Annotated in this window: 22 protein-coding genes; 16 read left to right on the top strand and 6 right to left on the bottom strand. The window is 74.2% G+C overall.

Annotated features, from left to right (window positions below; translation table 11 throughout):
* Positions 1-46: 46 nt before the first annotated feature.
* A complete protein-coding gene (gene acs / locus ACZ6PY_RS01960; RefSeq protein WP_466068348.1) occupies positions 47-2035 on the bottom strand; it encodes an acetate--CoA ligase in 1989 nt (662 codons plus the stop codon).
* Between the two features lie 245 nt (positions 2036-2280).
* On the opposite strand from acs, the gene ACZ6PY_RS01965 reads away from it, so the two are divergent.
* Positions 2281-3027, top strand: a complete 747-nt coding sequence (locus ACZ6PY_RS01965) for a Fic family protein (protein WP_466068350.1) — start codon at positions 2281-2283, stop codon at positions 3025-3027.
* A gap of 59 nt (positions 3028-3086) precedes the next feature.
* Here the strand turns inward: ACZ6PY_RS01965 and ACZ6PY_RS01970 are convergent, their stop codons facing one another.
* Positions 3087-3893: an HAD family hydrolase gene (locus ACZ6PY_RS01970; protein WP_262283322.1), complete on the bottom strand. Its 807-nt coding sequence runs from the start codon at positions 3891-3893 to the stop codon at positions 3087-3089.
* A gap of 353 nt (positions 3894-4246) precedes the next feature.
* A complete protein-coding gene (locus ACZ6PY_RS01975; protein ID WP_466068352.1) occupies positions 4247-4864 on the bottom strand; it encodes a DUF6518 family protein in 618 nt (205 codons plus the stop codon).
* 145 nt (positions 4865-5009) lie between these two features.
* Between ACZ6PY_RS01975 and ACZ6PY_RS01980 the strand changes: the two genes are divergently transcribed.
* The 9 genes from ACZ6PY_RS01980 (at position 5010) to ACZ6PY_RS02020 (ending at position 12152) form a co-directional block, all read left to right on the top strand.
* Complete coding sequence (locus ACZ6PY_RS01980; RefSeq protein ID WP_466068354.1) at positions 5010-5630, top strand: RNA polymerase sigma factor; 621 nt, start codon at positions 5010-5012, stop codon at positions 5628-5630.
* Complete coding sequence (locus ACZ6PY_RS01985) at positions 5627-6604, top strand: CU044_5270 family protein (RefSeq protein ID WP_466068356.1); 978 nt, start codon at positions 5627-5629, stop codon at positions 6602-6604. The genes ACZ6PY_RS01980 and ACZ6PY_RS01985 overlap by 4 nt, the downstream gene beginning before the upstream one ends.
* Positions 6605-6869: 265 nt before the next feature.
* Positions 6870-7973, top strand: coding sequence for a septum site-determining protein Ssd (gene ssd / locus ACZ6PY_RS01990; RefSeq protein ID WP_466068358.1), 1104 nt, complete (start codon positions 6870-6872; stop codon positions 7971-7973).
* Positions 7970-9181, top strand: a complete 1212-nt coding sequence (locus tag ACZ6PY_RS01995; protein WP_466068360.1) for a TadA family conjugal transfer-associated ATPase — start codon at positions 7970-7972, stop codon at positions 9179-9181. Before ssd ends, ACZ6PY_RS01995 begins: the two co-directional genes overlap by 4 nt.
* The gene (locus ACZ6PY_RS02000; protein WP_466068361.1) at positions 9178-10233 is read left to right on the top strand and encodes a type II secretion system F family protein; all 1056 of its coding nucleotides are present in this window, start codon (positions 9178-9180) and stop codon (positions 10231-10233) included. Before ACZ6PY_RS01995 ends, ACZ6PY_RS02000 begins: the two co-directional genes overlap by 4 nt.
* Positions 10233-10967, top strand: a complete 735-nt coding sequence (locus ACZ6PY_RS02005; protein ID WP_466068363.1) for a type II secretion system F family protein — start codon at positions 10233-10235, stop codon at positions 10965-10967. Before ACZ6PY_RS02000 ends, ACZ6PY_RS02005 begins: the two co-directional genes overlap by 1 nt.
* Positions 10968-10990: 23 nt before the next feature.
* The gene (locus tag ACZ6PY_RS02010) at positions 10991-11158 is read left to right on the top strand and encodes a DUF4244 domain-containing protein (protein WP_013283643.1); all 168 of its coding nucleotides are present in this window, start codon (positions 10991-10993) and stop codon (positions 11156-11158) included.
* Between the two features lie 155 nt (positions 11159-11313).
* Entirely contained in the window at positions 11314-11721 is a 408-nt protein-coding gene (locus tag ACZ6PY_RS02015) for a TadE family type IV pilus minor pilin (protein ID WP_466069374.1), read from the top strand.
* A complete protein-coding gene (locus ACZ6PY_RS02020; RefSeq protein WP_466068365.1) occupies positions 11718-12152 on the top strand; it encodes an Rv3654c family TadE-like protein in 435 nt (144 codons plus the stop codon). Before ACZ6PY_RS02015 ends, ACZ6PY_RS02020 begins: the two co-directional genes overlap by 4 nt.
* Positions 12153-12218: 66 nt before the next feature.
* Here the strand turns inward: ACZ6PY_RS02020 and ACZ6PY_RS02025 are convergent, their stop codons facing one another.
* The 3 genes from ACZ6PY_RS02025 to ACZ6PY_RS02035 form a co-directional block, all read right to left on the bottom strand.
* Positions 12219-12797, bottom strand: coding sequence for an LURP-one-related family protein (locus ACZ6PY_RS02025; RefSeq protein ID WP_254333493.1), 579 nt, complete (start codon positions 12795-12797; stop codon positions 12219-12221).
* Positions 12798-12911: 114 nt separating this feature from the next.
* On the bottom strand, positions 12912-13115 hold the full coding sequence (locus tag ACZ6PY_RS02030) for a hypothetical protein (RefSeq protein ID WP_466068366.1): 204 nt from the start codon (positions 13113-13115) through the stop codon (positions 12912-12914).
* A 103-nt stretch (positions 13116-13218) separates the two neighbouring features.
* On the bottom strand, positions 13219-15666 hold the full coding sequence (locus ACZ6PY_RS02035; protein ID WP_466068367.1) for a DEAD/DEAH box helicase: 2448 nt from the start codon (positions 15664-15666) through the stop codon (positions 13219-13221).
* A gap of 135 nt (positions 15667-15801) precedes the next feature.
* Between ACZ6PY_RS02035 and ACZ6PY_RS02040 the strand changes: the two genes are divergently transcribed.
* The 6 genes from ACZ6PY_RS02040 (at position 15802) to topA (ending at position 23660) form a co-directional block, all read left to right on the top strand.
* Positions 15802-16158, top strand: coding sequence for an STAS domain-containing protein (locus tag ACZ6PY_RS02040; protein WP_151462042.1), 357 nt, complete (start codon positions 15802-15804; stop codon positions 16156-16158).
* A complete protein-coding gene (locus tag ACZ6PY_RS02045; protein ID WP_466068369.1) occupies positions 16158-16595 on the top strand; it encodes an ATP-binding protein in 438 nt (145 codons plus the stop codon). Before ACZ6PY_RS02040 ends, ACZ6PY_RS02045 begins: the two co-directional genes overlap by 1 nt.
* A 316-nt stretch (positions 16596-16911) precedes the next feature.
* A complete protein-coding gene (locus ACZ6PY_RS02050; RefSeq protein WP_466068370.1) occupies positions 16912-19260 on the top strand; it encodes a sodium-translocating pyrophosphatase in 2349 nt (782 codons plus the stop codon).
* 119 nt (positions 19261-19379) lie between these two features.
* A complete protein-coding gene (locus ACZ6PY_RS02055) occupies positions 19380-19919 on the top strand; it encodes a hypothetical protein (RefSeq protein ID WP_466068371.1) in 540 nt (179 codons plus the stop codon).
* On the top strand, positions 19910-20521 hold the full coding sequence (locus ACZ6PY_RS02060) for a hypothetical protein (RefSeq protein ID WP_466068373.1): 612 nt from the start codon (positions 19910-19912) through the stop codon (positions 20519-20521). Before ACZ6PY_RS02055 ends, ACZ6PY_RS02060 begins: the two co-directional genes overlap by 10 nt.
* A 313-nt stretch (positions 20522-20834) precedes the next feature.
* Positions 20835-23660, top strand: a complete 2826-nt coding sequence (gene topA / locus ACZ6PY_RS02065) for a type I DNA topoisomerase (RefSeq protein ID WP_466068375.1) — start codon at positions 20835-20837, stop codon at positions 23658-23660.
* Positions 23661-23763: the final 103 nt, after the last annotated feature.

Consider the following 23763-nt stretch of genomic DNA (forward strand, 5'->3'; position numbering starts at 1 on the left):
GTGACGGCCCGTCCGGACCGTCACCCATCTCGCGATACGCCTGCCGTCAGTCCTCGTCGGACTTGCCGCCACCCATGCCGGAGGAGATCAGGTCCATCACCGAGGAGTCCTGGAGCGTGGTGACGTCGCCGAGCGAACGGTTCTCCGCGACGTCGCGCAGCAGCCGGCGCATAATCTTGCCGGAACGGGTCTTCGGCAGCTCGGGCACCAGCATGATCTGCCGCGGCTTGGCGATCGGGCCGAGCGTCTTCGCCACGTGGTTGCGCAGGTCGGCGATGAGCTGCTCCCCGGCCTCGCCGGAGATGTCGGTGCTGCCGCGCGGGATGGCGAACGCCACGATCGCCTGGCCGGTGGTCGGGTCGGTGGCGCCGACCACCGCCGCCTCGGCCACCGACGGGTGGCTGACCAGCGCCGACTCCACCTCGGTGGTGGAGATGTTGTGGCCGGACACCAGCATGACGTCGTCGACCCGGCCGAGCAGCCAGATGTGCCCGTCGTCGTCCTTCTTCGCGCCGTCACCGGCGAAGTAGACCCAGTCGTCGCCGTTGTTGGCGCCGGCGCCGAAACGCGACCAGTAGGTCTCGATGAAGCGGTTGTCGTCGCCCCAGATGGTGCGCAGCATCGACGGCCACGGCTCCCGGAGCACCAGGTAGCCGCCACCGCCGTTGGGCACCGATTGGCCCTGGTCGTCCACCACGTCGGCCACGATGCCGGGCAGCGCCGTCATCGCCGAGCCGGGCTTGGCCTCGGTGACGCCCGGCAACGGGCTGATCATGATCGCGCCGGTCTCGGTCTGCCACCAGGTGTCTACGATGGGCAGCTCGCCCCGGCCGACGTGCTGCCGGTACCAGATCCACGCCTCCGGGTTGATCGGCTCCCCGACGCTGCCGAGCAGGCGCAGCGAGGACAGGTCGTAACCGGCGGGGATGTCCTCGCCCCACTTCATCATGGTGCGGATCAGGGTGGGCGCGGTGTACAGGAGGGTCACCTTGTACTTGTCGACGATCTCCCAGAACCGGCCCTTGTGCGGGGTGTCCGGGGTGCCCTCGTACATGACCTGGGTGGCGCCGTTGGAGAGCGGGCCGTAGACGATGTACGAGTGCCCGGTGACCCAGCCGATGTCGGCGGTGCACCAGTAGACGTCGGTCTCCGGCTTGAGGTCGAAGACCGCGTGCGTGGTGTACGACGCCTGGGTGAGGTAGCCGCCGGTGGTGTGCAGGATGCCCTTCGGCCGGGCCGTGGTGCCGCTGGTGTAGAGGATGTACAGCGGGTGCTCGGCGTCGAACGGCTGCGCGGTGTGCTCCGGCGACGCCGTCTCCACCGTCTCGTGCCACCAGTGGTCCTTCGCCGACCAGGCGACCTCCTCACCGGTGCGGCGGACCACCAGCACGTGCTCCACCGACGGGCGGTTCGCCACGGCCTCGTCGACGGTCGGCTTGAGCGCCGACGGCTTGCCCCGCCGGAAGCCGCCGTCCGCGGTGATCACCACCTTGGCGCTGGCGTCCTGGATCCGGTTGGTCAGCGCGTCGGCCGAGAAACCGCCGAAGACCACGCTGTGCGTGGCGCCGATCCGCGCGCAGGCGAGCATCGCCACCGCGGCCTCGGGGATCATCGGCAGGTAGATCGCGACCCGGTCGCCGGCCGCCACGCCCAGCTCGGTCAGCGCGTTCGCCGCCTGGCAGGTGAGCTTGTGCAGGTCCGCGTAGGTGACGGTGCGGGTGTCACCCGGCTCGCCCTCCCAGTGGATCGCCACCTTGTCGCCGCGGCCGGCCTCCACGTGCCGGTCCAGGCAGTTGTACGCCACGTTGAGCTGACCGCCCACGAACCACTTCGCGAACGGCGCGTTGGACCAGTCGAGCACCTGGTCCCACTGCCGGGTCCAGTGCAGCCGCCCGGCCTGGCGCTCCCAGAAGGCGAGCCGGTCGTCGGCCGCCTCGGCGTACGCGTCCGCGGTCACGTTGGCGTTCGCGGCGAGTTCGGCCGGCGGCGGGAACTGGCGCGTCTCGTTCAGCAAGTTGGCCAATGCCTCGCTCATGCGGTGACTCCTTCATCGCGTGACCTGCGTCTCCTACCCGGGAGAGGTTAGTCCGGGCACGCCCCCGGCCGCGACCGCCCGTCCACCGGCCACGCGCCCAGTAGCCCTCCGCGCGCGCCGAGCTGTCCGGAAGGGCCCCGGGGCCATCCCACGCGCGGTGTGGCCGGCGGGCGGTGGGCGTGGTGCCGGTCGCGTTCCGGCCGCCTCGCGCTCCGGCGGGGTGCGGGGATCGCTAGCGTGGCGGGGTGACCACCGACCCGCTCGCCCCGCTGCTCGCGCTCGCCGACATCGCGCCCGCCGTCGAACGCGCCCGCGACCGGGTCGACGAGGCCCACCGGCACCGCGCGCTGCGCCGCCAGGGCGGCCAGGTCGCCGCCGAGGTCAGCCTCCGCTCGGCAGTGGCCAGCGCCGCGCTGGAGGGCCGGGTGCACGACCGCGAGGAGGTACGCGCCGGCACGGTCACCGATCCGCTGCTCCAGGGCGCGCTGCGGGTGGCCGGGGCCTTGCCCGGGCTGAGCGAACTCTGGCCGAAGGCGCCGCGCCAGGCCCTGGCCCGGCTGCACGTCCTCGCGGCCCGCGACGTCGTGGCCGAGGCGGAACTGGGCCGCCCGGTGGCCGACCCGGTGGTGGCGGCCCGCCTCGACGGGCTGGCCGGGCTGGTGGCCGGAGGCACGAAGGTGCCGCCGCTGGTGCTGGCCGCCGTGGTGCACGGCGAACTGCTCAACCTGCGCCCGTTCGCCGGGCCCTCCGGGGTGGTGGCCCGCGCCGCCGCCCGGCTCGTGCTGATCTCCACCGGGTTCGACCCGCGGGGGCTGGTCGCCGTCGACGTCGGCCACCGCGAGCGGGAGCCCGAGTACGTCGGCGCGGCCGGCGCCTTCGCCACCGGCACCCCCGACGGGCTGCGCTCCTGGCTGCGCCACTACATGGCGGCCGTGGAGGTCGGCGCGGACCAGATCACGCTCATCGGCGACGAGATCCTCGCCGCGTCCTGATCCTTTTCGGCTTCGCCCGGGCCGCCACGGTCGCGCGACGGGTGGTTCACCCGGAACGGTCAGGCGGTCGGGGTGGCGGCACGGGTGCGGCGGTGCCGCCCGTACCAGGCGATGCCGATGGCGACGCCGACGCCCACGCCGAGGGCCGCCGCGGCGACCGGCACGGCCGGGCGCTCCCGCAGCCGCCGGCCCAGCGGGACGGGGTGCCGGAACTCCAGCACCGGCCAGGAGTTCTCCACGGCCAGCTTGCGCAACGCCCGGTCCGGGTTGACCACGGTCGGGTGCCCCACGCACTCCAGCAGCGGCCGGTCGCTGTACGAGTCCGAGTAGGCGTACGAGTCGGCGAGGTCGTAGCCGCGTGCCAGGGCCAGCTCGCCGACCGCGTCGACCTTGCGCGGGCCGGCCGCGTAGAACTCGACCTCGCCGCTGTACCGGCCGTCCGCGACCGCCATCCGGGTGGCGATCACGTCGGTCACCCCGAGCAGCTCCCCGATGGGACGGACCATCTCCTCGCCGGAGGCGGAGACCAGCACCACGTCCCGGCCGGCGGCCTGGTGCTCCTCGATGAGGGCGGCGGCCTCGGCGTACACGTAGGGGTTGATCAGCTCGTGCAGCGTCTCCGCGACGATCTGGCGGACCTGCTCCACCGGCCAGCCCTTGCAGAGCGTGGCGAGGTAGTCCCGGGTGCGGGCCATGGTCTGCTCGTCGGTGCCGCCCAGCCGGAACATCAGCTGCGCGTACGCCGACTTGACCACGTCACGGCGCGTGATCAGCCCATCCCGGTAGAACGGCCGACCGAACGCGAGTGCGCTCGACTTGGCGATGACGGTCTTGTCGAGATCGAAGAAAGCGGCACTTCGGCCCACGGCGCGAAAGTCTAGCCGGAGGGGGCACGCTCGTCGGGTCCCCGGGGCCTCCGGAACGGATCGATCGGGGTGCACCACTCCTCAGAGTGACGGCCATCACACACTCGTACCATGAATTAGCGGTGCGTGGAGTGGACACCACTCGACGTATAAGGGTCCATTGCGGCATGCTTGTCCTCGCGACGAGAGTTCACGTCCCGTCGAACATGAAGGCTCTCGGCGGTTGCACCCCCCGTGACCGCTGAGTGGGTTCGGCTCGACCCCCCCGGAGCCGAACCACACGACGACCCCCGTCTCCCCCCGACGGGGGTCGTCCCTATTTGGGTGATCCGGACCGGACACCGGGCAACGGCTCAGAAGCCGGCGGCCACCGCGAAGCCGACGAAGATGACGACGGCGAGGGGCACGGCCACGGCCAACGCGAGCGCCCGCCGGCGGTTCGACCTGCCCACCAGCACGGCGGCCAGGATGCCGAGCCCGACGTCGATCGCCACGTTCCATCCCGCGCCGGCTGGCTGCCCGCGGTCGCCGACCCGTCCGGCGAACCGCGCCGCCTCCTCGAAGAAGACGGCGGCCGGCAGCGCGGTCCCGAGGATCTGGCGCACGCCGTCCCGGCGCGCCCAGTCGCCGCCCACGCCGAAGACCACCCCGGCGAGGACGCCGAAGGCCATCCACAGCAGCGACGTCGGCGCCCACACCACGGCCAGGTCGTCGCCCTGGAGCAGCGTCGCCGTGACGTAGTAGCTGGGCACCGCGACGACGAGCAGGACGGCGGCTCCGAGCGCCGCCCACACCGGGCCGGAGCGGACCAGGTAGCCGAAGGCGAAGGCCGCGACGGCCCAGGTGGCGGTGGAGTTGCCGAGTTCGGCGAAGGGGTACGGGACCCACTTGATCCACACGAAGTCGAGGGAGCCGAGCAGGAGGCCGGCCGGCACGGCGGTGAGCGCCGCCGTCCGATGATCACGATGCACGGCGGGAAGCATACTCAGTATGCCCTGCGGTGGTTCCGCGCGGGCATGGCCGGACTTCCGTCGCGCGAACACGCACGCCGCCATCGGCGAAGTAGGGGTGAGCCCTCGGCTGTGCAGGAGGGATGCGGCACCAGAAGGAGAATTCATGGGTGTGGTGACACGAGACGTGTGCACCGCCGCCGAGGAGACCGACGCGGAGATCATCAGCCGGATGCACGGGGATCCGGCCCTGTTCGACGCCATCTTCGACCGCTACTACCCGGCGATCCACGGTTATGCCACGCGGCGACTGGGCCGGGACCTGGCCGACGACGTGGCGGCGGAGACGTTCCTTGTCGCGTTCGACCACTGGCGGCGGTACGACACCACGCGACCGAGCGCCCGGCCCTGGCTGTTCGGCATCGCGTCCAACCTCATCGCCGGGCACCAGCGGGCCGAAGCGCGGCGGTACCGGGCGCTGGCCCGGGCCGAGCACACCGCCACGGCCGACCGGGACAGCCACGACTTGCCGGCCGAACAGGTGGCCGTACGGCTGGACGCCCAGGCCCTGCGCGGACGGCTCGCGGCGGCGCTGGAGGAGATCGCACCGGCCGACCGCGAGGTGGTGCTGCTGGTCGCCTGGGCCGACCTGACCTGCGAAGAGGTGGCCCGCGCGCTGGAGATCCCCGCCGGCACCGTCCGGTCCCGGCTGCACCGGGCGCGCACCAGACTGCGGGCGGCGCTGGGTGGCGCCGACCCCACGGCAATCGGAGAGGATTTCGCGTGATCGACGACATCACCGCGCTGCGGGAGAGCTGGAGCGAGGTCGAGCCGCCCTCGCCGGAGGCCCGGGACCGGGCCCGGACGGCGCTGCTGGCCCGGATCGCCGAACGCGAGGCCGCCGTGCCGGGCCGGCCGGAACGGCACGGCCGGCGCCTGCCGGGCTGGGCCTGGCGGTCCGGGCTCGCCGCTCTCGGGGCGGCCGCCCTGGTCGCCGGGGTGGTCGCGGCCGGCGGCCTCGGCCCGGAGACCCCGCCGGCACGGCCGGCGCCGTACGTGGCGAGCGGGTCGGTGGCGCAGACCTTCGAACTGGCCGCCGTGCACGCCGAGACCGAACCGTTCACGCCACCGCGCCCCGACCAGTGGACCTACGTCGAGCTGCGGATCGTCCGCGGCAAGATCGCCCAGGACAAGGGTCAGGCCACCCGCGAGACCACGCGGTCGTGGCAACGCGCCGACGGCCGGCAGAGCGCCGTCATGCTCGACGGCAAGCTCGAGGTCAGCACGGAGAGCTCGGACCTGCCGCAGGTCACGCCGCCGCAGGACTACCCGACGCTGGCCGGGCTCCCCACTGATCCGCGGGCGCTGCTCGACTGGCTCCGCGACCGGAGCCCGTCCGGCCGGGACGGCGACGAGGTCGCGTACAACCTGATCGACTCGATGCTGCGGGACAACGTGCTGCCACCCGGCGTGAAGGCGACCCTGCTGCGGGCACTGGCCCTGATCCCCGGTGTCACCCGGTCCAGCGAGCCGGTCGACTTCGACGGGCGCCCGGCGATCGCGCTCGGGATGGTGCAGGACGGCTGGCGGCAGGAGGACATCCTGCTCGACCCGACCACCCACGAGTTCCTCGGCGGCCGGACCGTCGTGGTCGAGGACCACACGACCCCGGAGGGGGTCAGCCTGAAGAAGGGCGACGTCGAGGTCGAGCTGATCCGCGTCGCCGGCCGGATCGTGGACGCGCCGGGCCAGACCGGCTGACCCATCGGGTACGGGGGCCACGGTTCCGCCCTGGTCAGGTCGCCTGCCACCGCTCCGAGCGGGGTTGATCCTCGCCGCGGTGGCCGGCGATCGCTCCGGCGGAACACCGCGTACCGGCTGGGCCATAGCAGATCGATCCGGTGGCCGGGGTCTGTCCACAACCGGCATGGCTGTCCACAGGGGAGACGGAACCGGGCGAGGGCCCGCCGCATTCGGCGGCAGGCTGCTTCGCGGCACGTCCGAGTCCGACCCGCTGGAGGCCGCCATGCCGCCCCGTACCCCGCTGCCGCCGTACCGCCGGCTGCCCCTGCTCGTCACCGCCGACGGCGACCTCCTCGACGAGCTGCTGCGGCTCGCCGCGGCCGGCGGCACCGAGGTCGAGCTGGCCGCCGATCCCGCCGCCGCGCGGGCCCGCTGGACGCCGGCCCCGCTGGTGCTCGTCGGCGCCGACCAGGCGCAGGCCTGCCTGCGGGCCCGGCTGCCGCGCCGGCCCCGGACGGTGCTGGTCGGCCGCTCCGGCCAGCTCGATCCGGATACGCGGATCGCTGAGCTGGTCGGCGCCGAGCACGTCGCCACCCTGCCCGCGGCCGAACCGTGGCTGGTCGACCGGTTCGCCGAATGCGCGGGTGAGCCCCCGGGCGGCGGCCCGTCGCGGGTCGTGGCGGTGCTCGGCGGGCGGGGCGGTGCCGGGGCGAGCGTGCTGGCCGGTGGACTCGCCGTCACCGCGGCCCGGGCCCGGCTGCGCACCCTCCTGGTGGACGCCGACCCGCTCGGCGGCGGCCTCGACCTCGTGCTCGGCTGGGAGCAGCTCGAAGGGCTGCGCTGGCCCGGGCTCACCGGCACCGATGGCCGGGTGGACCCGCCGTCGCTGGTCCGGGCCCTGCCCAGCCGCGGCGACCTGGTCGTGCTCTCGTGGGACCGGGGCGCGCTGCGGCACCTGCCCGCCGAGGCGATGGCCGCGACCGTCGACGCCGGCCGCCGGGGCCGCGACATGGTCGTCCTCGACCTGCCCCGGCACCTGGACGACGCGGCCGTGGTCGCCCTCCAGGCGGCCGACCGGGCGCTGATCGTCGTGCCGGCCGAGCTGCGGGCCACGGCCGCGGCCGCCCGGGTGGTCGCCGTGGCCGCCCCGCACTGCGCCGACCTGGCGGTGATCGTGCGAGGGCCCGCGCCCGGGCGGCTCAAGGCCGGCGAGGTGGCCCGCGCGCTCGGGTTGCCGCTCGCCGGCACGCTCCGGCCCGAGCCGGGACTGTGCCGCGGGCTGGAACGGGGCGAGGCGCCGGCCGCCGGCGGGAAGGGCCCGCTCGCCGCGCTCTGCCAGCGACTCCTCGACGAGCTGACCGACGTGTCCGCCGCGGGTGCGGCGTGAGCGGCCCGGCCGACTCCGGGGACCTGGCCGTCCGCGTCCGGCACCGGTTCGCCGCCGAGGCCACGCCGGTCACACCCGCGGCCATCGTCTCCGCCGTACGCGCCGAGCCGGACGCCGCCGTGCTCGGCGACACCGCCCTGCTCCGCATCGCCGACCGGGTCCACGACGACCTCGTCGGCGCCGGTCCACTCGCACCGCTGCTCGCCGACCCGCACGTCACCGACGTGCTGGTGAACGGCACCCGGGTCTGGGTCGACCGCGGTCGGGGGCTGCACCAGGTGGCCGTGCCGCTCGGCACCGTCGACGACGTGCGCCGGCTGGCCCAGCGCCTCACCGCGGCCGCGGGGCGCCGGCTGGACGACGCCTCCCCGTACGCCGACGCCCGGCTGCCCGACGGCACCCGCCTGCACGCGGTGCTGCCGCCGGTGGCGACCGACGGGCCGTACCTGTCCCTGCGCACCTTCCGGCAACGGCCGTTCACCCTCGACGAGCTGGTCCGGCAGGGCACCGTGCCCCGGCCCGTCGCCCCGCTGCTCGCCGCCGTGGTGGCCGCCCGCCTGGCGTACCTGGTGACCGGCGGCACCGGCTCCGGCAAGACCACCCTGCTCAACACGCTGCTCGGACTGGTGCCGGGGACCGAGCGGATCGTGCTGGTGGAGGACGCGGCCGAGCTGCGGCCCGTGCACCCGCACGTGATCGGCCTCCAGGCGCGGACGTCGAACGTGGAGGGTGCCGGGGCGGTCGGGCTGAGCGACCTGGTCCGGGAGGCGCTGCGGATGCGGCCGGACCGGCTGGTGGTGGGCGAGTGCCGGGGCGCCGAGGTGGTCGACCTGCTCGCCGCGTTGAACACCGGCCACGACGGCGGGGCCGGCACCCTGCACGCCAACGCCCCGACCGACGTGCCGGCCCGGCTGGAGGCCCTCGGGATGCTCGGTGGCCTCCCCCGGGCCGCCCTGCACGCCCAGGTCGCCGCCGCGCTCCAGGTCCTCCTGCAGGTCCGCCGGACCCCGGAGGGCCGCGTGCTGGAGTCGATCGGTCTGCTCCTGCCCGAGGGGCCCGAGCGGGTGGTCACCGTGGTCCCCGCCTGGATACGCGGGCGCGGGCTCGGGCTGGCCGCCCGGCCGCTCGGCGCCCTGCTCCGCGAGCGGGGCGTGACCGTGCCGCCGATCCTCTGCGCGGCGTGGCCCGGCTCGGCGGGCCCGTCGTGACCGGTCAGGTGTGGCTGGTGGGTGTGCTGCTGGCCGCCGCCGCGGTCACGGTCGCCTGGCCGGTACGCGCCAACCGCGTCCGGCAGCACGCCGTCCTCGACCTGGGCGGTCACACCGGTCGGGGCGGCCCGCGGCCGAGGTGCGCCGGCGCGGGACCGGGTCCGGTGGTCCGGCCGTCCGGCCCTCAGCTGCCCGGCACGCTGCTCGGACATCCCGCTGACCGCGCCCTTGCGGGGCGGCCGCCCGGGCGGCGCGACCCGACGCGCCCGACCACCGGACCGGTCCCGACCGGTCGGGCGCACCGGCCAGGGCTGGGCGCCGCTGCGATCCCCACCGGTCGCGCACACCGCTTCCGGCTGGCCGCCACGCTCCCCTTCCGGCGATCGGATGGCGCCTCGACGGCGATCGGCCCTGCCGCCCGTGCCGCGCTGTCCGAGCGAGCGGCCCTGCCGGCGGCGGCCGTGCTGTCCGGGCGAGCCGCCCTGCCGGCGGCGGCCGTGCTCGGCGCCGGCGCCGGCGCGCTGCTCGGCGGCCCGGTGGCCGCGCTGGTCCTGGCCGCCTACGGCACGCTCGCCGCCCGGGCGGTCCTGCGCCGGCGGGCCCGCCAGGCGGCCGACCTGAGCCACCGCCGCGACCTGGACCAGATCGGCGCGCTCGCCGCCGACCTGCGGGCCGGGCTGCCGGCCGGCGGCGCGATCGCCGACGGGCCGCGGCGTACCGCCCGGCTGGCGCGCGCCGCCGTGCGGCTGGCCGACCGTACCGGAGCGCCGCTGGCCGAGCTGCTGGAACGGGTCGAGGCCGACGCCCGGACGGCGGACCGGGGCATGGCCGCGGCCGCGGCGCAGGCGGCCGGCGCCCGGGCGACCGCCTGGCTGCTCGCCGCGCTACCCCTCGGCGGGATCGCGTTGGGGTACGCCATCGGCGTCGACCCGGTGGCCGTGCTCCTGCACACCCCGGTCGGCGGCGGCTGCGCCCTGGCGGCGGTGGCACTGCAGATCGGCGGGCTGCTCTGGGCGGAGCGCCTCGGCGCGGCACCCGGGCGGGCCTCGTGATGTCGCGGCAGGTGGTGGCCGCGGCCTGCCTGGGCGCGGCGGCGTTGCTCGTGGTCGCGTCCCGCACCGCTGTCCGTCCGGCCCGGCGGCTGCGCGGTCTCACGCTCATCCGGCGGGCGGAGCGGAGCCGCCCGGCCTGGTGGCCGGACCGGATCAGGCTCGGCGCCGGCCTGGCGGGCGTGGCGGCGCTGGTCGTGGTGGGCGGGTGGCCAGGTCTGTTCGCCGGAGCGCTGGCCGGGACGGCCGCCGATCGCCTGCTGCGCCGGGTCGAGCCGCGGGCCGTCCGGGACCGCCGGCTCCGGGAGACCGCCGACCTGCCGCTGGCCGCCGATCTGCTGGCCGCCGCGCTCCGGGCCGGCGCACCGGTGGACCGCTCGGTGCTGGCGGTGGCCGAGGCGCTCGGTGGGCCGCTCGCCGACCGGCTCGGCCGGGTCGGGCGGACGCTCGAACTCGGCGGCACGGCGGCGGAGGCGTGGGAGCACCTGCGACCCGTGCCCGGGGCGGACCGCCTGGTCACCGGCGCCATCCGCTCGTCGCGCAGCGGCGCCGCACTGGCCGGTGCGCTCACCCGCCTCGCCGACGACCTGCGGTCCGACCGCTCGACCGCGGCCGAGGCGGCCGCCCGACGGGCCGGCGTGCTCATCGTGCTGCCGCTCGGGCTCTGTTTCCTGCCCGCCTTCATTCTCGCCGGCCTGGTGCCGGTGATCGTCGCCGTCCTCGGCGACGTGCTGTGACCCTTCGAGAAAGGAAGCACGACATGCGCAAACTCCTCACCCGCCTGCGCGGCGACGCCGGGATGAACACGGCCGAGTACGCCGTCGGCACCCTCGCGGCGGTCGCCTTCGCCGGGATCCTGCTGAAGGTGCTCACCTCCGGCAACGTGCAGTCCGCGCTCACCGCCGTCATCGACCGGGCCCTGAAGTGACCGGTCGCCGGTGGGCCGGCCGCCAACCCGGTCCGGACCGGGGTTCACCGTCCTGCAGCCGTGGCCGCGGCCGTGGCCGTGGCCGTAGCCGTGGCCGTGGCCGTGGCCTTGGCCTTGGCCTTGGCTTGAGCCACGGCCCTGGCTCGGGCCCCCGCCTGGAAAGCGGGACCGGGACCGGGCGGTCGGGGCGGGCCGGTGGGCAGCGACCGTGGGGCGCGCGGGAGCGGGGCTCGTTCACGGCCGAGTTGGCGGCCGGCCTGCCGGCGCTGATGCTGCTCCTCCTCGCCGGCCTCACCGCGGTCGGCGCGGTCACCACGCGGGCCGGCTGCCTCGACGCGGCCCGGGAGGCGGCACTGGCCGCCGCCCGGGGCGAACCCGGGTCGACGGCCGGCTCCCGGTACGCCCCGGCCGGAGCGGACATCTCGGTGACCGTGGCCGGCGACCGGGTCACCGTGACCGTCCGGGCGCCGGTCCGGAGCTTCGGCGCCCGGCTGCCCCGCCTCACCGTGGCCGGCACGGCGGTGACGGCGGTCGAACCGGGTGCCCCCGGACCACGACCATGACCGCGCGGGACGGGACTGGCCCGGCGGGCCCGGGATGCCGGCGGGCACGCCGGGCCGCGACGGCGGCCGGCGGGCGGCCGCACCGCGACGCCGAGCGGGGTGGGGCGACCGTGTGCCTGCTCGCCGTGGGGTTGGTGCTCGTGCTGGTCGGGCTCTTCGGCGCCGGGCTCGGCGCGGCCCGGTGCGCCCGCCACCAGGCCCGGAACGCCGCCGACTTCGGGGCGCTCGCCGGTGCCGGCCGGGCCCTCGAAGGCGCCGAGGTGGCGTGTGGGCGAGCCGCCGACCTGGCCGTGGCCAACGGCGGCCGGCTGACGGCCTGCCGGCTCGACGGTCTCGACATCGTCGTCACGACGCAGGTGGGCGTCGCCCCGCTGCCCTGGCTCGCCCGCGCGGCGACCGCCAGCTCCCGGGCGGGCCCGGCCCGCGGCTGACGACCGTGGCCGGTGCCGGAGCGGAGAAACAGACCGCCCGGCACCGGCCACGTCGAGCCGTCGACGTCAGCGGGACTGGAGGGCGTCCAGACCGACCGCCATGGCGATCACGAGTCGCCGGTCGATCTGCGGGTGGTGGATGTCGACCACGTAGCGGTCGCGCAGGCCCCACTTCTTGTCGACCGAGAACACCGGCTGGCCGTTCGCCACGAAGTCGAAGTGGTAGGGCAGCCAGGAGAGCGAGTCGACGAAGCGGCGCAGCAGGGCCACCGGCAGGCTCCGCTCCTGCCCGGTGATCTGCGGCAGGCCGGCCTGCTCGACGTGCCAGGTGGAGCGCAGCAGCGACTGGGCGAAGTCCTTGCGGAACAGGCCGATCGGGGTGCCGGCGTGGTCGGTCACGTCGTACGTGGCGCCGAGGTCGAGGCGCTGCCGGGCCTTGAAGCCGAGCAGGGGGTACTGCTTGGAGTCGTCGGTGTAGATGGTCACCTGCTCCTTGAACGCGAGCCGCTTCTGCTGCGCGAACGCGAGCAGCCCACCCTCCGAGCCGTCCGGCGCCGCCGAGTGGACCTCGTACTGGTTGACCATCATCCGGATCCGCTGCCGGACGATGAACCGCTGCTGGGCCTGCAAGCTGTCGAGCTGCATCAAATTCTCCTTGAAGAGGTGAACGCCGGAGTCTCGCACAACCCCACCGTCACCGTCCGCCCGCGGCCGGCCCGTTCCGGACGCTGATCCGGTCGCCGCCGGCCGATCAGCCCATCAACGTCCGTCGACCGCCGCCTTCATGGCCCAGGCGTTGAGCACCTGGTGGATGCCGCGCAGGCGCTCGTTGATCTGCTCCAGGCGCTCCGCCTGGGCCAGGTTGGCCAGCGCGACGCCCAGCGCGATCTGCTGGTCGGGGGTGAGGTTCTCCTGGTCGATCGTGTAGAGCAGGTCGACGGTCTCGGCGATCGTGTCGGCCACGGCGGTACCTCCGGCGCGAAGAATCTCGGGGACATGGAAGCGCTCCCATGCATCAATGCCCCGATGCCGACCCACTCATGCGCCCGTCCCACGAACCAGGAGGTCAGTCCGCGGCCCGCCCCTCCTGCCGGGGCAGCCCCGCCCCGCGCCCGCCCTCGACCGCCGCCAGGTTGGCGAGGACCACATCGAGGACCTTGACCGCGTCCGGCTTCGAGAGCGGGTTGTTGCCGTTGCCGCACTTCGGGGACTGCACGCAGGACGGGCACCCCGACTCGCAGCCGCACTCGGCGATCGCGTCCCGGGTGGCGCGCAGCCAGGCGGCGGCCGTCCCGTACGCCCGCTCGGCGAAACCCGCCCCGCCCGGGTGGCCGTCGTAGACGAAGACGGTGGGCGCCTCGGTGTCCGGGTGCAGCGCGGTGGAGAGCCCGCCGATGTCCCACCGGTCGCAGGTCGCCATGAGCGGCAGCAGGCCGATCGCGGCGTGCTCGGCGGCGTGCAGCGCCCCCGGGATGTCCGCCGCCTCGACGCCGGCCAGGGCCAGCGACTCCGGCGAGAGGGTGAACCAGACCGCGACGGTGCGCAGTTCCCGCGCCGGCAGGTCGAGTGGCCGGGTGTCGATGACCTCGCCGGTGGCGATCCGCCGCCGCTGGTACGACACGACCTGGCTGGTCACGTCCACCTCGCCGAGGAAGAGCCCGACCGGCCCGGCGTCCACGTACGACCGGACGGACACCACGGACAGCGAGGTGACGTCCCGGGCGTGGGTGGACCAGTCCGGCTCCTCGGCGTGCACCAGCGCGCACCCGTCGGCCAGGTCGAGCGAGTCGACCACGTACGAGACGCCCTGGTGCAGGTAGACCGCGCCGGAGTGCAGCAGGAAGTGCGAGGAGCCGCCGTCGACGGTGCCGAGCAGCCGGCCGGTGGACTCCTCCACCACGCAGACCGGGGCCCCGCCCTCGCCGCGCAGGTCGACCTCGGGGCGTTCCCGGTGCCGCCAGTACCAGCCGGTGGGCCGCTGCCGCAGCGCACCCGCCTCGACCAGCGAGTCGACCGCCTCCTTCGCGCCCGCACCGAAGAGTTCCAGGTCGGCCGGGGTGAGCGGGGCCTCGTGCGCGGCGCAGGCGAGCTGCGGCGCGAGCACGTAGGGGTTGGCCGGGTCGAGCACTGTCGTCTCGACGGGCCGCCCGAACAGCGCCTCGGGGTGGTGCACCAGGTAGGTGTCGAGCGGGTCGTCCCGGGCCACCAGCACGGCGAGCGCCTCGTCGCCGGAGCGGCCGGCCCGGCCGGCCTGCTGCCAGAGCGACGCCCGGGTGCCCGGCCAGCCGCAGATCAGCACGGCGTCCAGCCCGACCAGGTCGACGCCGAGTTCCAGGGCGTTGGTGGAGGCGAGCCCGAGCAGGTCGCCGGTGAGCAGGGCGCGTTCCAGCTCGCGGCGCTCCTCGCGCAGGTAGCCGGCCCGGTAGGCGGCCACCCGGTCGCCGAGCCCGGGCACCGCCTCGTCGAGCGACCGCCGGGCGTTCGCGGCGACCACCTCGGCGCCGCGCCGGGACCGCACGAAGGCGAGCGTGCGTACCCCCTCGATCACGCTGTCGGTCAGCAGGTCGGCGGTCTCCCGCAGCGCCGACCGCCGGACGGACACCAGGTCGGCGACCTCCTCGTCACCGGACGGAGGAGGCAGCAGCGGCGGTTCCCAGAGCGCGAAGGTCACCCCGCCGCGCGGCGAGGTGTCCTCGGTGACGGCCGTGACGGGCAGGCCGGTGAGGCGCCCGGCCGCCGTCGCCGGGTCGCCCGACGTGGCCGAGGCCAGCACGAAGACCGGGGTACGCCCGTAGCGGGCGCACTGCCGGCGCAGCCGCCGCAGCACGTGTGCCACGTGCGAGCCGAACACGCCCCGGTAGGTGTGGCACTCGTCGACCACCACGTACGCGAGCCGGCGCAGGAAGCCCGACCAGTGCGCGTGCCCGGGCAGGATGCCGTGGTGCAGCATGTCGGGGTTGGTCAGCACGAACCGGGAGTGCCGGCGGATCCACTCCCGCTCGGTGCGCGGGGTGTCCCCGTCGTAGGTGGCGGGGCGTACCCCCTCCAGCTCCAGGCCGGCGACGGCGCGGAGCTGGTCGGCGGCGAGCGCCTTGGTGGGAGCCAGGTAGAGCACCGTGGCGCGCGGGTCGGCGAGCAGGGTGCCCAACGCCGGCAACTGGTAGGCCAGCGACTTGCCGGACGCCGTCCCGGTGGCCACCACGACGTGCTTCCCCGCGTACGCCAGCTCGGCGGCCTCGGCCTGGTGCCGCCACGGGGCGACCACGCCGCGCCGCGCGAACGCCGCCCGCAGCTCGTCGGGCGCCCAGTCCGGCCACGGCGCCGGCTCGCCGGCCCGGGCCGGCACCCGCTCGACGTGGGTGACCGGGTCGGTGGCGTGCCGCAGGCGGAGCCGGCGCAGCAGTTCGCCCGGCGCCCGGCCGGGACCGCCGCCCGCCGATACGGTGGCCGCTGACGACTGCTCCAGGTCGCGGCGCGGGGCCAGGCGCGCCGCGCTGAAGCTGTCAGAGGTCACGTCCTGCACTCTCGCACTGGTGTTCGGAATTGAAAACCCGGGGGCCTGGGTACGGGGAAGCCTTCGCCGGTGACCTGGAAGGGGCCGCGCGGGGGGATGGTTAGATGCCCAGAAGAGTTTACCGAGGAGGGACCGATGGAGCTGTCGCTGGCGACCCGCACCGTGGGGGAGCACACGGTGCTCGAGGTCGGCGGTGAGGTGGACGTCTACACCGCGCCGCGCCTGCGGGAACGGCTCCTGGAGCTGATCGACGGCGGTGCGCGCCGCGTCGTGGTGGACCTGGGCCGGGTGGACTTCCTCGACTCGACCGGCCTCGGCGTGCTGGTGGGCGCGCTCAAGCGGCTCCGCTCGGCCGGCGGTTCGTTCGCGCTGGTCTGCGACAAGGAGCCGCTGCTCAAGATCTTCCGGATCACGGCCCTGGACCAGGTCTTCCCGTTGCATCCCACGGTCGACGCGGCTATCAACGCCGATCCGACCGGCGCCGGCGCGTGATGGCGACCGTCAAGCTCTCCTTCTCCCCGGCTCCGGTGCACGTCCGCACCGCCCGCCTGGTCGGCGTCGCGGTGGCGCGCCGCGCCGGGGTCCGCGAGGACCTGCTCGACGAGGTGCGCCTGGCCATCGGCGAGGCGTGCACCCGGGCGGTCGCGCTGCACCGGCAGTACGGGCTGCCCGATCCGGTCTACGTGGAGATGTCCGACAGCGGGTGGTACACGGTGCGGGTGGTCGACCGCGCCCCGATCGAGGCGAGCATCGGTCTCGCCGCGCTGCCCCCGGACGAGCTGGCCAAGGAGTCGCTCAGCGAGGACGCGCTGACCACCGGCGTGGGGTTCGCCCTGCTCGCCGGCTTCGTCGAGGACCTCCAGGTCCGCCCGGTCGACGAGGGCGTCGGCACCGAGGTCCGGATGGTCTGGCCGGTCGGCCGCGCCTGACCCTGTCCTTCCGCAGGCCGCGTTCCCCTCGGGGAGCGCGGCCTCGTCGTGCTGCCCGGCGCTTATATCAGATTTCTTCACATAGCACAGTTACGAAGATCATCGAGACACCCTGGCCCCTCGGTGTGACCCTCACCACGCCGGAGGGCTACAGTACCCGGGTTGTCAGCAAGTGACCCGACTCGCAGCCAGCGGGAATGGGTGTTCATCGCTGGTCCGCCGGGGTGGGTTGGCGCGCGCTTGCGAGTCCGCAATCCAGGCGTCGGTCCGTGCGTCTCCACTGGCCGGCGCGAGTGTTCGGTACAGGAGGACATAGATGTCCGGGACCTTGGCCGCCGACGGCGGCGCACTGTCCCTTACCGGAGCCAACGTGACGTACGTCGTCATCGCCGCGGTCATCGCGCTGGTGGCGCTCGTCTTCGCGGCCGCCCTCACCAGGGCGGTCCTGGCAGCCGGTACGGGAACCACCAACATGCAGGAGATCTCCGGGGCGGTGCAGGAGGGCGCGTCCGCGTACCTGCTGCGGCAGTTCCGCACCCTGGCGATCTTCGTGGTGATCGCCGTCGTGCTGCTGTTCCTGCTGCCGGTGCACGACACCGACGGCAGCGAGATCCTCGTGAAGATCGGCCGGTCGGCGTTCTTCGTGGTGGGCGCGCTGTTCAGCGCGTTCATCGGCGGGGCCGGCATGTGGCTGGCCACCCGCGCCAACCTGCGGGTCGCCGCGGCCGCCCGGGAGCGGGAAGGCGGGCGCGAGGGCGCCATGAAGATCGCCTTCCGTACGGGTGGCGTGGTCGGCTTCCTCACCGTCGGTCTCGGCCTGTTCGGTGCGGCGCTGGTCGTCATCCTGTTCAAGGGTGACGCCCCGACCGTGCTGGAGGGCTTCGGCTTCGGCGCCGCGCTGCTCGCCATGTTCATGCGGGTCGGCGGCGGCATCTTCACCAAGGCCGCCGACGTGGGCGCCGACCTGGTCGGCAAGGTCGAGCAGGGCATCCCGGAGGACGACCCGCGCAACGCCGCCACCATCGCCGACAACGTGGGCGACAACGTGGGTGACTGCGCCGGCATGGCCGCCGACCTCTTCGAGTCGTACGCGGTCACCCTGGTCGCCGCGCTGATCCTCGGTCGCGCCGCGTTCGGCGAGGACGGCCTGGTCTTCCCGCTGATCATCTCCACCATCGGCGTGCTGGTCGCCATCGTCGGCGTCTTCATCACCCGGCTGCGCACGAGCGACCGCAACGGCCTGACCGCGATCAACCGGGCCTTCTACCTCTCCGCCGTGATCTCCGCCGTGCTGGTGGCGATCGCCGCGTTCGCCTACCTGCCGGCCACCTTCGGCGAGCTGGAGGGCGGGCTGACCGACGTGGACCGCAACCCGCGTCTCGTCGCCATCGGCGCGGTGGTCATCGGCATCGTGCTGGCCGCCGCGATCCAGGCGCTCACCGGCTACTTCACCGAGACCAACCGGCGCCCGGTGCAGGACATCGGCAAGAGCTCGCAGACCGGCGCGGCCACCGTCATCCTCGCCGGCATCAGCGTCGGCCTGGAGTCGGCGGTCTACTCGGCGCTGCTGATCGGCGCCGGCGTCTTCGGCGCGTTCCTGCTCGGCGGCAGCTCCATCACGCTGTCGCTGTTCGCGGTGGCGCTGGCCGGCACCGGCTTGCTCACCACCGTCGGCGTCATCGTCGCGATGGACACCTTCGGCCCGATCTCCGACAACGCCCAGGGCGTCGCCGAGATGTCCGGCGACATCGACGAGCACGGCGCGCGGACGCTGACCGAGCTGGACGCGGTCGGCAACACCACCAAGGCGATCACCAAGGGCATCGCGATCGCCACCGCGGTGCTGGCGGCGACCGCGCTGTTCGGCTCCTACACCGACACGCTGCGCTCCTCGTACGAGGACGCGGGCGTGGGCGACGTCGGCACCGAGATCCTCAACTCGCTGAACGTGGCCAACCCGCGCAACCTGGTCGGCCTCATCATCGGCGCCGCGGTGGTCTTCCTCTTCTCCGGCCTGGCCATCAACGCGGTCTCCCGCTCGGCCGGCGCCGTGGTGATGGAGGTCCGCCGGCAGTTCCGCGAGCTGCCCGGCATCATGGACCGCACCCAGCGCCCGGAGTACGGCAAGGTCGTCGACATCTGCACCCGGGACGCGCAGCGCGAGCTGATGACCCCCGGCCTGCTGGCCATCCTGGCCCCGATCGCCGTGGGCTTCGGCCTCGGCCCGGGCGCGCTGGCCTCCTACCTGGCCGGTGCGATCGGCGCGGGCACCCTGATGGCCGTCTTCCTGGCCAACTCCGGTGGCGCCTGGGACAACGCCAAGAAGCTGGTGGAGGACGGCGCGTACGGCGGCAAGGGCTCCGAGTCGCACGCCGCGACCGTCATCGGCGACACCGTCGGCGACCCGTTCAAGGACACCGCCGGTCCGGCGATCAACCCGCTGATCAAGGTGATGAACCTGGTCTCGCTGCTGATCGCCCCGGCCGTGGTGGCCTGGAGCGTGGGCGACGACAAGAACCCGGCACTGCGCATCACGGTCGCCGTGGTGGCCGCGCTGATCATCGTGGCCGCGGTGGTGTTCAGCAAGCGCAAGGGCATCGCGATGGACGACTCCGACAGCGGTGCCGGCACGCCGGACCAGCAGGTGGAGGCGGTCAACGCCTGACCCGGACGACGCGACGGTTCCCGGTCGGCCTCGGCCGGCCGGGAACCGTGCCGTCCGGCGGTCCCGTGCACGAAACCTGACCGGTGGCACTTCCACCGCAAGGTCGTACGCTGCTTCGCATGCGTACGCGCCGGGCGGCAACCGCCGGAAAGCTCACGGTGGTCCTGGCCACGCTGGTCCTCGTCGTCGCCGGCTGCGGCGGCCCCAGCCCGCAGGCGTGGGCCGCGTCGGTCTGCCAGGCGCTCAGCCCGTGGCGCGCCGAGATCAACAAGCTGACCAGCAGTACCCAGCAGCAGATGACCGCGCGGACCACCCCGGCGCAGGCGAAGGAGAACCTGGTCCGGCTCTTCGCCGGGGCCGAGGAGGCCAGCGAGACGGCCCGGCGCAAGGTCGAGGAGGCGGGCGTGCCGGAGACCGACCACGGCGACGAGATCTCCGCCGGGTTCCGCGCCTCGCTCAGCAAGGTGCGCGACGCGTACGGGCGGGCCCGGGACACCATCGACCGGCTGGACACCGCCCAGGCCGGCCCGTTCTACGACGGCGTGCGGGCCGCCGTGGACACGCTCAACACGGAGTACGACGCGAGCGCGCTGGACACGAGCCGGCTCAACTCGCCCGAGCTGAAAAAGGCCTTCGACGAGGTCCCGGAGTGTCGCTGACCCCATCCGCGGAGAACCCGGCCCGCCAGCCCTCGCTGTTCTCCACCGAGGCGGCCGATCCGTCGCTGGCGGACCTCGCCGGCCTGCTCGCCGGGCCCGGGGAGGTGGTCCGGATGGGCGGGACGGCCCGGGTCTCGGTGGTGGTGGACGCCGCCTGGCGGGTGCACGTGCTGGTGGCCGAGCTGGGCGCCCGGGGGATCCCGGCGAGCTGGGAGCCGACCGGGGACGGGCGGCACCTGGTGCGCACCGCGTACGCCACCACGCTGTCCCCCCTCGCCCTGGCCTGGCTGCGCGGCACGGTGAAGCGGCCCCCGGCCGCGTTCCACCTCAACGGGCGGCGGCTGCGGCTCTGGCTCGCCGCCGCCGGGGCGGCCGACCCGGCCGGGTTCCGGCTCCGGCTCGGCCCCGCCGACGAGGAGTGCTGGCCGCCGGTGCGCGCCGCGCTGGCCGCCGTGGGGCTGCCGGCCGCGTTCGTGGAGGCCGACGAGGGCGGGCCGGCGTACCGGATCACCGGTCGACGGCGCGTGAACCGGCTGGCGGAGCTGGTGGGGGACCGGCCGCGGGCCGTGCCGGCGGCCGAATGGCCGGAGACGCACGGCTGACCCTCCGGCGCAAGCCCGCCGCGTGTCCGATCCCGGACACACCGTGCGGGGGTTTGCGCAGGAAAACGACCGGTGTCCCCTCCGCCATGGATGCGTGATCGTCACAGTGACCCGCTCGGCGCCCTACCCACGGTGTACGGTGGCGCCGTCCGGCGGGGTGCCGGCCGATGGTCGACGCCACCTGATCATTTGCCGCCCACGAAACCCGGAACGCGGACGGCGCGTTACGTTGGACATCCGGACCGCTGGTGGTCCGGCAGGGTGCAACACGCCCCGAAGCGGGCATTGCGTAGGAGTGAGGTCGGGGAGAGACGTGCCGAGCAAAGCTGGAACCACCCGTCTGGTCATCGTCGAGTCACCGGCGAAGGCCAAGACGATCTCGGGCTACCTCGGCCCGGGGTACGTCGTGGAGGCCAGCTTCGGCCATGTCCGGGACCTGCCCCGCAACGCCGCCGAGATCCCGGCCGCCTACGAGGACAAGCCCTGGGCCCGGCTCGGCGTGGACGTGGACAACGGCTTCGCCGCGCTCTACGTGGTCTCCGCCGACCGGCGCAAGCAGATCACCAAGCTGAAGTCGCTGGCCAAGGAAGTCGACGAGATCTTCCTCGCCACGGACGAGGACCGCGAGGGCGAGGCGATCGCCTGGCACCTCGTGGAGACGTTGAAGCCCAAGGTGCCGGTCAAGCGGATGGTCTTCCACGAGATCACCAAGCCGGCCATCCAGGCCGCCGTCGCCAACCCCCGGGAGATCGACCGGGACCTGGTCGACGCCCAGGAGGCCCGGCGCATCCTCGACCGGCTCTACGGCTACGAGGTCTCCCCGGTGCTGTGGCGCAAGGTCCGCAGCGGCCTCTCCGCCGGCCGGGTGCAGTCCGTGGCGACCCGCATCGTGGTCGAGCGCGAGCGGCAGCGGATGGCGTTCCGCACCGCCGAGTACTGGGACATCCTGGCCACCCTGGCGGTGGCCAACCCCGGCGAGGGGCCGCGCACCTTCAACGCCACCCTCATCGCGCTGGGCGGCGACCGGATCGCCACCGGCAAGGACTTCGAGCCCACCACGGGCCGGGTCCGGGCCGGCGCCGGCGTGGTCCACCTGGACGAGAGCGGTGCCCGGGGGCTGGCCGCGCGGCTGGACGGGCGTCCGTTCACGGTCACCCGGGTCGAGGAGAAGCCCTACCGCCGCCGCCCGTACGCGCCGTTCATCACCTCCACCCTCCAGCAGGAGGCGGCCCGCAAGCTGCGGCTCTCGTCCCAGCAGACGATGCGCACCGCGCAGCGGCTGTACGAGAACGGCTACATCACCTACATGCGTACCGACTCGGTGAACCTGTCGGAAACCGCCATCGCGGCGGCCCGCCGGCAGATCGGCGAGCTCTACGGCGAGCGCAGCGTGCCGCCGGAGCCGCGCCGCTACACCGGCAAGGTGAAGAACGCGCAGGAGGCGCACGAGGCGATCCGCCCGGCGGGCGACAACTTCCGCACCCCGGGCGAGGTGGCCAAGGAGCTGTCCGCCGAGGAGTTCAAGCTCTACGAGCTGATCTGGCGGCGCACCATCGCCTCGCAGATGACCGACGCGGTCGGCTCCAGCGTCTCGGTGCGCATCCGGGCGCTCTCCTCCGCCGGCGAGGAGGCCGACTTCGGCGCCACCGGCAAGACCATCACCGACCCCGGCTTCCTGCGCGCCTACGTCGAGTCCAGCGACGACGAGAACGCCGAGGCCGAGGACGCCGAGCGGCGGCTGCCCACCCTGACCAAGGACCAGCCGCTCACCGCCGACGAGCTGGCCCCCCAGGGCCACCACACCCAGCCGCCCGCCCGCTACACCGAGGCGTCGCTGGTCAAGGCACTGGAGGAGCTGGGCATCGGCCGCCCGTCGACCTACGCGTCGATCATGCAGACGATCCAGGACCGCGGGTACGTCTTCAAGCGCGGCCAGGCCATGATCCCGTCGTTCCTGGCGTTCGCGGTGATCGGGCTGCTGGAGCGGCACTACCCGCGGCTCATCGACTACGACTTCACGGCCAGCATGGAGAACGAGCTGGACGAGATCGCCGGCGGCGACCACGCGGCCGTCGACTTCCTCACCTCCTTCTACTTCGGCAGCGCCAACGGCACCGGCGACCAGGCCATCGCCCACGCGGGCGGCCTGAAGAAGCTGGTCACCGAGAACCTCAGCGACATCGACGCGCGCAGCGTCAACTCGATCCCGCTCTTCACCGAGGACGACGGGCGCGAGGTCGTCGTCCGGGTCGGCCGTTACGGGCCGTACCTCCAGCGGGCGCTGCCGGGCGAGCAGCCCACGCCGGCCGCGGAGGGCGAGGAGGGCGGCAGCCAGGGCGACCGGGCGCCGATCCCCGAGGGGCTGGCCCCCGACGAGCTGACCCCGGAGAAGGTGCACGAGCTGTTCCTCGGCGGCGGGGGCGAGCGCAAGCTCGGCGACGACCCGGCCACCGGCGAACCGATCCTGCTCAAGTCCGGCCGGTTCGGCCCGTACGTGGCCAGCGGCGAGCGGAAGTCCTCGCTGCTGCGCTCGCAGTCGCCGGACAGCCTCACCCTCGAGCAGGCGTTGCAGCTGCTCAGCCTGCCCCGGGTGATCGGTACCGACCCCGAGGGCGCCGAGGTGGTGGCCAACAACGGCCGCTACGGGCCGTACGTCAAGCGCGGTGACGAGTTCCGCTCGCTGGACTCGGAAGACAAGATGTTCACCGTCACGCTGGACGAGGCGCTCGCCCTGCTGGCCGCCCCGAAGACCCGGCAGCGCCGGGCCGCGGCGCCGCCGCTGCGGGAGATGGGCAACGACCCGGCGACCGAGAAGCCGCTGGTCATCAAGGATGGCCGGTTCGGCCCGTACGTCACGGACGGGGAGACCAACGCCTCGCTGCGGCGCGGCCAGACCCCGGAGGCGCTGACCCTCGAGGAGGCCTCCGAGATGCTCGCCGAGAAGCGGGCGAAGGGTCCGGCGCCGAAGAAGAAGGCGGCGAAGAAGGCCGCCCCGGCCAAAAAGACAACGGCAGCGAAGAAGACCGCCGCCGCGAAGTCCACGGTCGCCAAGAAGACCACGACGGCAAAAACCACCACCGCCAAGAAGGCCCCGGCCAAAAAGGCAACCCCGCGGAAGGCGACCACCTCCCCGGAGTAAAGGCACCCGTCGAGATCTTGGAAGGAAACGGCCCTCATGGGGGCCGCTTTCTTCCAAGATCTTTTCTCTGTCCACAGGGGCGGCGCGGAGACGTGCGCTCGGG

The organism is Micromonospora sp. NPDC048907 (assembly GCF_055586885.1).